Annotated in this window: 12 protein-coding genes and 1 tRNA gene; 1 reads left to right on the forward strand and 12 read right to left on the reverse strand. The window is 63.5% G+C overall.

Annotated features, from left to right (window positions below; translation table 11 throughout):
- Positions 1-55: 55 nt before the first annotated feature.
- Positions 56-139, forward strand: a tRNA-Leu gene (locus ACYVRU_RS02725).
- 681 nt (positions 140-820) lie between these two features.
- Here the strand turns inward: ACYVRU_RS02725 and ACYVRU_RS02730 are convergent.
- The 12 genes from ACYVRU_RS02730 to ACYVRU_RS02785 all read right to left on the reverse strand — a co-directional run bounded on the left by ACYVRU_RS02730 (position 821) and on the right by ACYVRU_RS02785 (position 12,249).
- On the reverse strand, positions 821-1,876 hold the full coding sequence (locus tag ACYVRU_RS02730) for a hypothetical protein (RefSeq protein WP_147270662.1): 1,056 nt from the start codon (positions 1,874-1,876) through the stop codon (positions 821-823).
- 703 nt (positions 1,877-2,579) lie between these two features.
- Positions 2,580-3,089, reverse strand: a complete 510-nt coding sequence (locus ACYVRU_RS02735; RefSeq protein WP_302233484.1) for a GNAT family N-acetyltransferase — start codon at positions 3,087-3,089, stop codon at positions 2,580-2,582.
- A gap of 200 nt (positions 3,090-3,289) precedes the next feature.
- The gene (locus tag ACYVRU_RS02740) at positions 3,290-4,237 is read right to left on the reverse strand and encodes a beta/alpha barrel domain-containing protein (RefSeq protein ID WP_114540411.1); all 948 of its coding nucleotides are present in this window, start codon (positions 4,235-4,237) and stop codon (positions 3,290-3,292) included.
- A 149-nt stretch (positions 4,238-4,386) separates the two neighbouring features.
- Positions 4,387-5,166, reverse strand: coding sequence for a TVP38/TMEM64 family protein (locus tag ACYVRU_RS02745; protein WP_114540410.1), 780 nt, complete (start codon positions 5,164-5,166; stop codon positions 4,387-4,389).
- A gap of 154 nt (positions 5,167-5,320) precedes the next feature.
- The gene (locus tag ACYVRU_RS02750; RefSeq protein WP_114549188.1) at positions 5,321-6,139 is read right to left on the reverse strand and encodes a PRC-barrel domain-containing protein; all 819 of its coding nucleotides are present in this window, start codon (positions 6,137-6,139) and stop codon (positions 5,321-5,323) included.
- A 3-nt stretch (positions 6,140-6,142) separates the two neighbouring features.
- A complete protein-coding gene (locus tag ACYVRU_RS02755; RefSeq protein WP_114549189.1) occupies positions 6,143-6,715 on the reverse strand; it encodes a YtxH domain-containing protein in 573 nt (190 codons plus the stop codon).
- A gap of 157 nt (positions 6,716-6,872) precedes the next feature.
- The gene (locus ACYVRU_RS02760) at positions 6,873-7,874 is read right to left on the reverse strand and encodes a D-alanine--D-alanine ligase family protein (protein ID WP_114549190.1); all 1,002 of its coding nucleotides are present in this window, start codon (positions 7,872-7,874) and stop codon (positions 6,873-6,875) included.
- A 40-nt stretch (positions 7,875-7,914) separates the two neighbouring features.
- Positions 7,915-9,351, reverse strand: coding sequence for an aminotransferase-like domain-containing protein (locus ACYVRU_RS02765; protein WP_022741101.1), 1,437 nt, complete (start codon positions 9,349-9,351; stop codon positions 7,915-7,917).
- 1 nt (position 9,352) lies between these two features.
- Positions 9,353-9,754 carry a cyanophycin synthetase family protein gene (locus ACYVRU_RS02770; RefSeq protein WP_114540407.1) on the reverse strand — a complete coding sequence of 134 codons (402 nt, stop codon included), beginning with the start codon at positions 9,752-9,754 and terminating at the stop codon, positions 9,353-9,355.
- Positions 9,747-10,583 (reverse strand): hypothetical protein, encoded by an 837-nt coding sequence (locus ACYVRU_RS02775; RefSeq protein WP_237974208.1) that lies wholly within the window; start codon positions 10,581-10,583, stop codon positions 9,747-9,749. Before ACYVRU_RS02775 ends, ACYVRU_RS02770 begins: the two co-directional genes overlap by 8 nt.
- Positions 10,584-10,589: 6 nt before the next feature.
- Positions 10,590-11,885, reverse strand: coding sequence for a serine--tRNA ligase (gene serS / locus ACYVRU_RS02780; RefSeq protein WP_114549192.1), 1,296 nt, complete (start codon positions 11,883-11,885; stop codon positions 10,590-10,592).
- A 169-nt stretch (positions 11,886-12,054) separates the two neighbouring features.
- Complete coding sequence (locus tag ACYVRU_RS02785; protein WP_022741115.1) at positions 12,055-12,249, reverse strand: DUF6724 family protein; 195 nt, start codon at positions 12,247-12,249, stop codon at positions 12,055-12,057.
- Between the last annotated feature and the right edge of the window lie 86 nt (positions 12,250-12,335).

Below are 12,335 nucleotides of genomic sequence, written 5' to 3' on the forward strand. Positions count from 1 at the left end.
CGATTTCACCTCGACGTTGGCGAGCCCTTCCGCTATACTGCATTGGTGCCCCTGAGCCCGAGTGGTGGAACGGCAGACACGACGGTCTCAAAAACCGTTGCCGAAAGGTGTGCGGGTTCAAATCCCGCCTCGGGCACCATCGAAAATCAACGGCCCCGTCCCCTCGGGGCCGTTTTGCGCTCCCCTGTGGCCGATAGTCCTGCTCGCGCGAAATCGTCCGCGCTTCCTATGACCAGCTGCGCGATCCGTCCGAAACTGTTTCGCGCTCCTCTACAACCAACGCCACCGCACTAAACTCCATTTTGTAGATTTCGCAGAACACTCATCTAAACTAATCTGACGCCCTACACGCTAATGCAGTGCATTTTCGCAGGTCGCTGATCCAGTCAAAATCGCTCAGTCAGACGAGCAGCGGTTTTCCCGCGCTGCAGTGTCTGCAAAACGGAGTTTGGTGCATCAAATAGCCTCTTTCAGAAACCATACCCGAGCTTTCAAGCGCTCGTTCCATTTTCCGGCATTCCGCAGACAACGATTTTCTATAAACCAGCATTTTCCGTCATAGCTCTCGCACACGACATATCCGCACCGCTCTTTCACCTTATGAGCCCTCGCAGCGCCCTCTCGCGCGCTTGCCCTCGCGCGTCACGTTCACGCGTCACGCCCGCGCCGTCCCTCGCCCATAAACCACCTTTCTTCGCCCTCCCCGCTACGTCACCTTTCGACATGCTCTTCAGCGTGAAGCCGATCTGCCACTCTCGCCATGATGGGTATCGCCCCCCTGAATCGACAAGCAGCGAAGAAGCACACCGAAGTCGCTTCATCAACGTCGCGAAGGATAATCCCGATGAAAAGAGCGAACGTCCTGCCGCAGCTTCATATGCTTTTCAATCTGGCCTGGCCGCCATCCCCGAAACACCTTCCCTGCTTTTTGCGACACCTCACCCATAAGCGTTGAGAACTCACAGACATTCGCGAATTGCGAGGAGGTTATCGTCGTGACATCGATCCCCTCGGCCAAGAGGGCGTCGCGCCGACGCGAATCTCTGATTTGAGCCTCACGGCTCCCGTGGCTCTCACGTCCGTCGTACTCCACCACAGCACCTTTGTCCCACCAGCAAATGTCGCCCACCACGCTCTTCTGATGGGCGATGCGCTGGCCCTTCTCTCCCAAAGCGAAAGGCTCGTTAAGCCGCGCGGGAGGCAAGCCCAAGCCGCCGCGCCTCCGAGACGTCAGAGCAGCTATAGCCACTTCGGTCTCCATAATTGAAGCGGACTTCCTTCGTACTTGCAGCGCCGCAGAACGCGCCAGCTTCGCCGACCGCGCACCGCCCAGCTGCCCGGAGAACGCCACGAGACGCTCAGGGGTCGTCAGAGGACCGCGCACCTGAAACCCTGAACCCTCTCCAAGAGGATAGCAGCCGCACAGCTCATAGCCCAATGCAAGCAAAGCCCCGTATTCAAGTCGCGAGGCCATCTGCACGAAGACAAGTTCTGGCGCAGACACCCACACTTCGGGCACCATCTCAAGAAACGCATTACGGGGAAAGCGCAACTGACACTGGTGGCGTTGAATGCAGTTCGTGCTGCGCGCGCCGCGTTTTGTCCCAACAAGAATCTCAAGAGGCCTTCTCTCATTCTGCGCATCTTCGATAGTTTCCGCGAGCAGCGCTGACGGCAACGCGGACAAGGCCGCAACCACATCGGCCCACTTCGAGGCAGCGGCTTTTACAACTGATGAGGACGGCAGCGCATGGACGGGAAGGGGCAGGCCGTTCCGCTTGCTCGATGCATGAAAAGCCGACAGCGATACAGGATGCGCCAACGACCACGCACGCCAAAGACCCAAAGCGAGTGTATGACTAGGATAGATATTCATTCCGCTAGCATAACCGATCCGCAGATTGTACGTACGAGCAATATCGAAGAATCGATCTAGCCTCCATTCCTGAGGCCATCGCACATAATTCGACTCATACTGTCGCGCGTTATCGCTTGCCTTTTACGCGCAGACATCGCGATTTCAAGGGCATCCCCAGGAAAGCGATCCTCAGTGCCACCAAAACCCTTGGGCAAAAGGCGCTATGCCGCCAATAGCGACTCTCCGAGCTTCTCGCAAGCCAAAAATTCTGCATCAAACTCCGTTATGCAGATTCATGAGTCCTGCCGGAAAGACAGGAGCCGGTTTCGGAAGCCTTTTTCTGACAAACCTAGCCTTACGTTCGAGTTGTTTGGGCTGCTTTAGCGCGAGCTTTCGAAACCGGCAATCTACCTAACGGAGTTTGGTGCAAAAAAACAGTCTGCTTGGAAACCGGGACATATCGCCGGTCACCCTAGGCCGCCTCGAGATGAAACCGCCCGGAAACGCAGCAGGACTACAGGGCTAATACGATACCCATGGCTGGGCGCTCTTGCGAATGCGATCCCAACGCCTCAATAGCCGTACTCCAACCTGCAATGCCCCCATAGGGCCCTTTGTTTACGAAGAGAGGCTTATGCCGCCTTGCGTATCTTCTAGCTAACCGCCAAAAAAGGAGGCTGCGGCGGAGAGCTTGGATCAAGAACGAAGTTCAAGGAGGAAGCTAAACCGTCGGGTGATAGTAGATGTACATATCCTCGTAGACGTCGTCTTTGTTGCGGAAGCCGCCGGGAATCATGCCGATACGCGCGAAGCCGAGGCTCTCGTAGAGCGCTCGGGCCCGTTCGTTGCTGGCAACCACGGCGTTGAACTGCAGGCCGCGGAAGCCGCATGCGGCCGCTTGGCGCAGACAGTCCTCCACGAGCAGGCGCCCAATGCCCTCGCCGCGGCTGGCCCCCGCCACAGCGAAGCTCGCGTTTGCAACGTGGCCGCAGCGCCCGATATTGTTGGGATGCAGAGTGTACAGCCCGCGGATGCGCCCACCCACCGTAGCCACGGCCGTATGGGACTGCTCGGCAAAGAAAATCCGCGCCTCTTCCAACGTCATCGGCTCGGTCTGCGGGAAGGCATTGCCCGCTTCTACGACCTCGTTCCAGATCTCCGCCATCGCCGGCAGATCGTCCTCCCGGTAAGGCCGGGTAACCTTCAAGGCTAATGGATCCAGTGTGCTCATAGTGGCTTTCTTTCCATGGTATTCTCAAGAAGCGATCTCTGCAGGGAGCAATTTCCGTAGGGGCTGACCTTGGTCAGCCCCCCGCAAGCGGCACAATGCCGCACGACAAAAAAGGGGCGACCGAGGTCGCCCCTACGGGATCGAACGCAAGGTTGGCGGACGCTCTGGGCGCGAAGCCGCCAGCAAGCTCCGAGGCCGGACTAGATGTCGGCCAGGGTGAAGTCCTTCTCGCCGTTGAACACGGCCAGGGCGTCGGCGACGGCCCAGTCGGCCAAGGTGATGGCGGAGATGGCCTTGGTCAGGCGCACCGCCTCGTCCAGGGAGCGCTGGTGAATGTTGCGACCCGTGGCGTTACCGTCGGCACCGCCCACGTGAATCTGGTCATACAGCTGGGTGAGGAAGGTCTCGGCATCCACGGTGGAGCCACCCGCGCACACGAGGCCCGTGCGGCCGGCGGCGGTGGAGGCCACCTTCAGGGCCTCGGCCGGAGTGCGGCCGTCCTCGGGCTTCGGCGGGTTCACCTTCACGAAGTCGGCGCCAAGGCAGAGAGCCACGCCGGCGGCACCGGCGATGAGGTCGGGATCCTTCTCGGCGGTCACGGCCTTGCCGCGAGGGTAGATCCACAGCACGACGATGAGGCCGTTGGCATGGGCCTGGGCGATGAGCTCGCCCGCCTCGGCCATCATGGTGGCCTCGTACTCGGAGCCGAGGTAGATCGTGTAGCCGAGGCCCACGATGTTCACGCCGGCCTCCTTCATGGCCAGCACGGCGTCCAAATCGTACAGCTGCGGGGAGTAGGGATCCTCCTGCTTGGTGCCGACGAGGTTGGTCTTGGAGTTCATCTTGATGAGGTAGTTGATCTCCGGGTAGTCGGCCGCGTACTGGGCCACCAGCCCGCGCTGGCCGGCGAGCACGCCGCACACGCCCTCGGAGCCGATCTTGAACAGATGCTCCGGATCGAGATCGGCGATGTCGATGCCCTCGCCGTAGAAGTCCTTGTTCAGGTGCTCGATCTTCTGATCGCAGGCGAACAGCATGAGACGGCCGGTCTCGCGCGTGGCCTTCAGGTAGTTGGTGATGTACTCGTCACGGGCCTCGGGCATGACGTCGGCGGGAACGCGCACCTCTTCCCGGGTGATCTTCGGCATGGGTTTCCTCCTAGAGAGTCGTTAGAGTCGTTGCAATAACGCGCTTATTGTACAGAAACAAAGCCTGACCGCGCCTTCTTTCACAAAGAAAGTAGGCGCAGAACCTCTCGTTGCGCCCAAGCGCTGGCACGGAGGCGGCGCGGCACGGATTACTTCTCGGAGCCGTTCGACTTTTTGGTCACGCGTCCGTATACGACAAGCGCCACGATGGCCACAGCGGCGGTCACGGCGAAGATGATGACCGATTCCACGATATTGCCCGACACAAGCCCCGCTGCCGCGTAGGTGGAAAGCACGATGCCGGGAATGCGGGCGAAGTTCGAGATGAGCACGAAGTTCTTCATGGACATGTGCGTGAGCGGCGTGATGTAGGTGAACACGTCCTTGGGCAGCCCCGGAATGAGGAACAGGATGAACACGATGACGTTGAACTTGTCGGAGGTCTCCCAATCGCGGAACTTGCCCATGTACTTCTCGGGCACCATGGCCTGGACGAACGGGGCGCCCAACTTGTGCACCAGCACGAAGATGAACGAGCTCGAGATAATGCAGCCGAGCCAGATGATGAGCGCGCCCACCCAAGGCCCGTAAATCATACCGGCGGCCACCTGGACTACCTCGCCAGGGATGAAGGCCACGACGATCTGAAGGAACTGGATTGCCAGCAGAATGAGGAAGCCCCAGGGGCCGGCGTTGCGGATGTCGGAGGTGACGCGGTCGACACCGCCGGGCTCGAACAGCTCGTGGATCATGGGCCAGACGAGCACGACCACCACGATCATGATGACGAAGAACGCGATGAGCCCCACGAACTTGAAGATGTCCGCCGCAGGCATCGGATGCCCGGCGACCGACTTCTCCTCGTGGGCCTTCGCCTCGAGCTTCTCGAGCCGTTCGGAATGGTGGTGGTTGTTCGGGTGCTTTTCCATGGCTTCCAGTCTAATGCAGCCGCCCCACGACGGGGGCGGCTTTCAGGAACTCTTTACCTTAGTGACGAAATCGTAAGCCGCAGGCCCGCGGCGCGCAGGTCGGCGCCTCGGCGCCCAAAACGTCGGCGCCCAGCGCCCGCCCACAGCGCGCGGCCTAGTCGTCTTCCTTGCGAGCCTTGTCGTACTCCTCCTTGAAGGCGGAGAACATGCCGCTGGCGCGCTTGATCTGGCGGCCCGTGGCGTAGGCCCCCTTGTTCACAGCTTTGCCCGCAGCCTTGGTGGCAGTGGACACGGCCGGCTTCACGGCCTCTACGGTCTCGCGGGCGCGGTCGGCCACCACGGCCGTGGCCTCGCCGGCCTTCGCGGCCAGGCCACCCTCGACGGCAAGCTCGGCCACCTCGTCGGACACGAGGATGGCGCCCAAAATCGGCTCTTCCCCCTCGTCCTGCCCGTTCACGGAAAGCGCCGTGCCGATGCCGCGCTTGAAGCCGCGGATGAGGTGCCCGGGGATCTCGCGAACGCCGAGCAGCGCGTTGGCCGTGGCCCCCTGGGTCACCGTGAGCGAGCGCACCTCGCCGGTCTTCGGATCGAAGGACACGTCGCCCACCGTGCCGTACACGGTGCCGTCCTCGCCTATGACGGGCAGCCCCGCCCACAGCACGCAGTCATCGTAGTTCACGCCCATGGCCTTGCAGGCGCCTTTGCCCGTGGCTTCGGGGGCCTGGGACACCACGATACGGCCGTCCACCACGTCGTAGCCGTTATAGGCCACGAACACGTCCTTGCGGCGGAACATCCACAGCAAGTCGGGGCGTTTCACGATGAAGCCGACAAAGCGGCGCTGGGTGGGGTGGAACACGCAGTGGCGCACCTTCCCGAGCCGCTTTACCGCCTCAGGTTTCTTCGGCGTGCTCTTGTCGAGAAGCACGCGCTTTCCAACGATCTCGCCCGTGGTGCCGTATCGCTTGGCCATGATTTACTTCTCGTCCTTCTTGCCCTCGGCGGCCTTCGCCACCTCGCCGGCGGCTTCCTTCACCTCGGCGGCCGTCTCCTTGGCGCCTTCCTCGGCCGTGGCGGCGGCATCCTTGGCGGCTTCCTTGGCCGTCTCGGCGACGTCCTTGACGATCTCGGCGGCGTCGGCGTCGGCATCGGCGTTCTTGGCCACCTGATCGGCAATGCGCTGACGGGCGGCTTCGATCTTGTCGCGCAGCTCGTCGCCCTTCTCGTTGATCGTCGGGGAGATGTTGCTGGCGGCCTCCTGGATGGTGGCGGCCACATCGGCCCCGCGAGCGGCGGCCTCGGAGGCGATCTCCTGGCCACGGGCCGTCACGTTGTTCACGACCTCGGCACCCTTGGTGGCCGCTTCCTGGTAGATGTGCTGGGCCCCGGCGGCGGCGGAATCGCCCCACTGCTGGGCGTTGCCCGCGAACTCGCCGGCTTTGTCAGCCACCATGGCGCGCGTCTCGGCGCCAGAACGGGGCGCGGCCAGCAGAGCTGCAACGGCGCCAACGACGCCACCGATGAGGAACATTCCGAATTTGTTGGCCATAACTGCCTCCTTTATCGACAGAGTATCAGGTTCGCCCATTATAGGCGGAGAGCCCCGCGCGGGGGCTCTCGCTGCTCATTGCTCACCTTACGGTAAACAAGTTGTAATTCGTCATAGATGAGGAAATCTCTCAGAGAAAACCTCAGTCCGTGCGAACCTAGAAACAGGCACCGCGGGCGTAGGCCTCGTTCACGAGCGTGTCGAGCACCGCGGGCAGCGACAGGCCGGCCGCGGCGCAGGCCATGGGGAACAGGGAGCGCTCGGTCATGCCCGGGGACACGTCCACCTCGAAGCAGCGGGCCGCGCCGCCGTCCCAGATGAGGTCGACGCGCCCGAGATCGCGCACGCTGTAGGCGCGGTAGACTTCCAGCGCCGCCCGCTCGATTTCCGCGCGGATTGCCTGGGCATCGGCCGCGTTGGGGGAAAGCGACTCGTCGCGCACGGGGCAGAAGAACTCCACAGCGTCGTCGGCCATGCGGGCCGCCGCGTCGTAAAAGCCCTCGCGAGCCACAATCTCTACCGGCGGCAGCGCGTGGGCGTCCCAGCCGGTGCCGAGGATGGACACGGAAAGCTCCACGCCATCGACCCACTGCTCGATGTTCACGGCCTCGTCGTAGGACAGCGCATCGAGCACCGCCTCGCCCAGCTCCTCCTGGCTTTTCACCTTGTGCACGCCCAGGGCGCTGCCGCCGTGGGCCGGCTTCACGCAAACTGGATACCCGCCGATGACGCGGTCGGCCACCATATCGAGCGCCGTGGCCGCACCCATGCCCTTGAAAGCATCGCGCGCCAGGTAGACACCCTGGGGCCAGGACGCGCAGCCCTCCTCGCCAGTCAGGTCGCGGTACTTCGCCAGCGACGAGTGCAGGGCGTCCTTGTTCCAAGCGCGATGGCAGACGCTCGCCGGCGAGCCCACGAACGGGATGCCGAGGAACTCCAGCAGGCTTTGGATGGTGCCGTCCTCGCCGTGCTTGCCGTGCAGGGCGTTGTACACCACATCGGGCCGCTCGCTGCGCAGCGTGGGAACCAGATCGGCGTTGGTGTCCAGGGGCACCACCTTGTGGCCGGCCTCTTCCAGCGCCTCGCACACCACCTTGCCGGAGGCCAGCGACACCTCGCGCTCGAAGGACTTGCCTCCCATGAGCACTGCAACTTTCATACACGTCTCCTTTGTTGTTGAAACTCCTCGGGGGCGGCCTTTATTCTGCCGCGGCTTCCTGCGCCTCGGTCACCTTCTCCTCGGCGATCTCGATCTGCTCGGCATCGCCTTCGCGGGCCTGCATGACCGCTTCCTCGTTCTGCTCGGAATCGACGATGACGTCCTTCCAAGAAGTGGCATTCTCGTCCATGGCTGCATCCTTTCTGTCGTAGCCGGGCAGCGCGCCGGCCTCAATGAACACGCGGTAGAGTTCGAGGCGCTCCTCGATCACCTTCGCCAGGCGTCGGATGGCCTCGGTGATGGATTCGGGCGTCTCGAAGCTGAAGTTCACGCGCATGGAGTTGCGCCCGGTTTTGCCATCGGGGAAGAACGAATTCCCCGGCACATAGGTTACGCCCGACTCCAGCGCTTCGGCAAGCATCGAATCGGTATCCATATAGTCCGGCAGCGTAATCCAGAGAAACATGCCGCCGGCCGGATGCGTCCAGGTGGCCTCGGGCGGGAAGAACTCGTCGAGGGCCGCCAGCATGGCGTCGCGGCGCTCCTTGTACAGCGCGATGAACTTCTGCAGCGTGCGCTGCCAGGCGACATCGGCAAAGTAGTGCTGCACGACCAGCTGGTCGAAGGCGCTGCCGCACAAATCGGCACCCTGCTTCACCAGGTTGATGCGGGCGAGCACGGCCTCAGGCGCGGCAATCCAGCCCGTGCGCAGCCCCGGCCCCAGCATCTTCGAAATCGTGCCCAGGTAAATGACCGAATCGTCCATGGCCTTCAGGGGCACCTGGTGGCCGCCGTCGTAGCGGAGACGGCCGTAAGGATCGTCTTCCACCACCATGAAGTTGTACTCATGGGCCAGCTCGAGCAGGCGGCGCCGGCGCTCGGCCGTCATGGTGACGCCGCCGGGGTTCTGGAAATTCGGGATGGTGTAGCAGAACTTCAGGCGCGGGTTGTCCTTGCCGATGCGCTTGAGTTCCTCTTCCAGGAGATCCATGCGCATGCCGTCCTCGTCGAAGGGGATCGCGCGCACATCGGGCTCGAAGGCGGAGAAGGCCTGCAGCGCCCCCAGATAGGTGGGGCCCTCGGTAATGATGATGTCGTCGGGGTCGATGAAAGCCTCGGCGATGAGCGTTAGGGCCTGCTGGGCGCCCGTGGTGACGAGCACCTGGTCGGCCTTCACGCGGATGCCCAGATCGCGCATCATGTCGGCGAGCACCGCGCGCAGCCCGGCGAGCCCGTCGGTGGGGCCGTACTGCAGCGATACTGCGCGGGCCTCGGGGCTCTCAATGGCGGCCAGCGTGGCGCGGCGAATGTCCTCCTCGGGCAGAAGCGACACAGCGGGCATGCCGCCCGACAGCGAGATTACATCGTCGCGCGTAGCGGCGGCGAACAGGTTGCGCACGGCCGACGGGCGCATCTTGCGCACGCGTCGGGCGATCTTGTCGCCGGTGGTGTCGAAGGTGATGTGAGCTGACGACATCTTATTCAACCGTCCCTTCCAGAAGCGCCAAGGCGTCCTTCAGGGCGCCCAATGCGATGAGGTCATCGGTAAAGTTTACTGTAACACGGGCCAAACCGTCCCGCTTCGAGAGCCATTCCGTCGTACCTACAAACGTGGCATCGGAGGCGCAAGCGGGGTTCGCAGCCTGCAAATCGATGACCAGATGCTCCAGCGCGTGAGGCAGCGACGTGCGGGCGAGCACCTCGGCAAAGGGGGCGTCCTCGTCATTCAAGCAGGTGTGGAAGGCGAGGGAGGGGCGCGCGGCAAGCAGCCGATCGGCGCCGCACGTGCCCAAAGAGGCATCCGCGCCCTCGGGCACGCGCACGAGCAGGGCCATGCGATCGCGCTCGAAGGCAATGCGCTCGACGGCGAGCCTAGGCACGGTCGTCAGCTTTGTCCGAGGTGTCGGGGGCCGGCGTGGCATCGGCCTTGTCGGGCTCTGCGCCGCCGTCGTCGTTGCCGGATTTCGAGCCATCACCGGTGTCGGCCTTGGCATCTTCGCCAGCCGTGGCCTCGGGCGTGTCAGTCGCCTCGGGAAGCGACGGCGTCCCCGTGGGCGTGCGGGAAAGCAGCGTGACGCCCCGGGCCGCCTCCCCCGGAGCCAGCACGCGCCCCTGAGCGGACTCGGTCAGCGCGCGCAGCGTCCAGGTGATATCGTCGCCCAAGGTGTCGGCCGCCGAGAAGTCGCCATCCACCAGAGCCAGCTGATTGCGATCGAGCGAGAACCGGTAGCGACCGCCGCCTTTCAAGTTGCCGAAGGACAGCTCGAAGGTCTTGTCCTGGTCGTTCAGCGCGTAGCGGTAGGACACGTCATCGGTCAGTTGGATGCGATCCTCGGTGATGGCAATGGGCGCGGTCGTGCCGGCCAAGTACCAGGTGCCGGTGAAATCGGCCGCATCGTCCTCGGAGAACCAGCGGAGCCACGCGAATCCGCCCGCCGCCGCACCGACAAGCAGCACGACAACGATAACTACGGACACCACCGCCACCCGCACCGGATGGCGGCGCTTGCGAGAAGGAGCGCTGGAGCGGCCTTCTCTCCCCTTCCGCACCTCGCGACCGGCGTCGCCTTCGCCGGACGGCGCCGCGCGACGAGACGACGGCTTCTGCGCCGTGGCGGCTGTCGTCGCAGCGGAGCGGAAACGACCCTCGGCAGGCGGCCGGCCGCCGGAACCGGTCGGCGCGCCCGCCGCCGGCGACTGCTCTTCCATGGCTCTTTAGACCTCTTCCGGCCCGATCACCGTCTTGCCGCCCATATAGGGAACGAGCACCTCGGGCACCGTGATGGTGCCGTCGGGATTCTGGTAGTTCTCGATGACGGCAGCCATGGTGCGGCCCACAGCCAGACCCGACCCGTTCAGGGTGTACACGAAGCGGCTGCCCTTGAAGTTGGCCGGGTCGCGGTACTTGATGTTGGCGCGACGGGCCTGGAAGTCGGTGCAGCAGCTGCAGGAGGAGATCTCCTTGTAGGCGCCGTAGCTGGGCAGCCACACTTCCACGTCGTAGGTCTTCGCGGAGGAGAACCCGATGTCACCGGTGCACAGGCTGATGACGCGATAGGGCAGCTTCAGCTGCTGCAGGATGTTCTCGGCGTCTTCCACCATGGATTCCAGCTCGTCGAAACCGGTCTCGGGCGTGGCGAACTTCACCATCTCCACCTTGGAGAACTGGTGCACGCGAATGATGCCGCGAGTGTCGCGACCGGCACTGCCCGCCTCCTCGCGGAAGCACGGGGTGAAGGCGCAGTAGTGCAGCGGCAACGAATCGGCGTCGAGCACTTCCCCGGCATGCAGGTTCGTCAGCTGCACCTCGGCCGTGGGAATGAGGTAGAGGCCCTCGGTGGTATGGAAGAGATCCTCCTCGAACTTCGGCAGCTGGCCCGTGCCCGTGAGCGTGGCGGCGTTGGCAAGCGCCGGCACCCACCACTCCTTGTAGCCGCGGGAGGTGTGCTGATCCAGCATGAAGGCGATGAGCGCGCGCTCGAGGCGGGCGCCGGCACCACCGAGCACGTAGAAGCGGCTCTCAGCCAGCTTCACGCCACGCTCGAAATCGATGATGTTCAGGGCCGGGCCCAAATCCCAGTGGGCCTGCGGCTCGAAGCCCTCGGCGGCGAAATCGCGGGGCGTGCCCCAGCGGCGCACCTCGGGGTTGTCGTTCTCGTCCTCGCCCACCGGCGTGGTGGCGTCCACCATGTTCGGAATGGAGAGCATGAGCGCGTCCATGGCGGCCTCGGCCTCGGCGCGGGCATCGCCCAGGGCGGTAAGCTTCTCGTTGATCTGGCGCACCGTCTCCTTGGTGGCGTTGGCTTCGTCGGTCTTGCCCTGGCCCATGAGCGCGCCGATCTCTTTCGACAGCTTGTTGCGCTCGGCCTGCAGGGCCTCTTCCTCGGCGATGACCTCGCGGCGCTGCACATCAAGGGCGGTGAACTGCTCCGGCGAGAAGGAGGCGTGGCGGTTCTTCATCGTTTCGGCGACCTCGTCGAGGTGCTCGCGTACGTACTTGATGTCCAGCATGGGGCGGCTCTCTTTCACAATGATCGGTTGCCTGGGACGCCGACGATCCGGCGGTTTTCAATGCGGCCCAGTATAGCACCGCCCGCTGGCGCGGGCGGGAAGTCTTCGGGTGCGGCGGGCGCAGGCGGGCAGAAGTCAGGCTGAGGGTTTTCGCGCGGCCGGGGCGAAGCTATTCGCTTTCGTCCTCGTCGTCATCGAACAGCGACCAGTCGTCCTCGGTCTTCTCGTGGTTCTTGAACTGCTTGCGCGTCTTGCGCTCCAGAATGAAACACACGATGATGCTGATCACAAGACCGCCACCGACCAGAATGCCGATGCCGGGCATGGTCTCGAACAGAAAATGGTACAGCTCTTCGATGTTCATAGGTCGCTATCTCGCCTTCTTCGCCTACGCCGCTCGCGCCGCGGCAGGTGGGTTCGTCATTGGTGCTGTCAGTATACTATGACCTG

The sequence above is a fragment of the Adlercreutzia sp. CNCM I-6216 genome (assembly GCF_977113345.1).

Excerpts from the sequence above, each read along its gene's own strand:
- ACYVRU_RS02730 (WP_147270662.1), bottom strand. The coding sequence starts at position 1,876 with ATGAATATCTATCCTAGTCATACACTCGCTTTGGGTCTTTGGCGTGCG.
- ACYVRU_RS02735 (WP_302233484.1), bottom strand. The coding sequence starts at position 3,089 with ATGAGCACACTGGATCCATTAGCCTTGAAGGTTACCCGGCCTTACCGG.
- ACYVRU_RS02740 (WP_114540411.1), bottom strand. The coding sequence starts at position 4,237 with ATGCCGAAGATCACCCGGGAAGAGGTGCGCGTTCCCGCCGACGTCATG.
- ACYVRU_RS02745 (WP_114540410.1), bottom strand. The coding sequence starts at position 5,166 with ATGGAAAAGCACCCGAACAACCACCACCATTCCGAACGGCTCGAGAAG.
- ACYVRU_RS02750 (WP_114549188.1), bottom strand. The coding sequence starts at position 6,139 with ATGGCCAAGCGATACGGCACCACGGGCGAGATCGTTGGAAAGCGCGTG.
- ACYVRU_RS02755 (WP_114549189.1), bottom strand. The coding sequence starts at position 6,715 with ATGGCCAACAAATTCGGAATGTTCCTCATCGGTGGCGTCGTTGGCGCC.
- ACYVRU_RS02760 (WP_114549190.1), bottom strand. The coding sequence starts at position 7,874 with ATGAAAGTTGCAGTGCTCATGGGAGGCAAGTCCTTCGAGCGCGAGGTG.
- ACYVRU_RS02765 (WP_022741101.1), bottom strand. The coding sequence starts at position 9,351 with ATGTCGTCAGCTCACATCACCTTCGACACCACCGGCGACAAGATCGCC.
- ACYVRU_RS02775 (WP_237974208.1), bottom strand. The coding sequence starts at position 10,583 with ATGGAAGAGCAGTCGCCGGCGGCGGGCGCGCCGACCGGTTCCGGCGGC.
- serS (WP_114549192.1), bottom strand. The coding sequence starts at position 11,885 with ATGCTGGACATCAAGTACGTACGCGAGCACCTCGACGAGGTCGCCGAA.
- ACYVRU_RS02785 (WP_022741115.1), bottom strand. The coding sequence starts at position 12,249 with ATGAACATCGAAGAGCTGTACCATTTTCTGTTCGAGACCATGCCCGGC.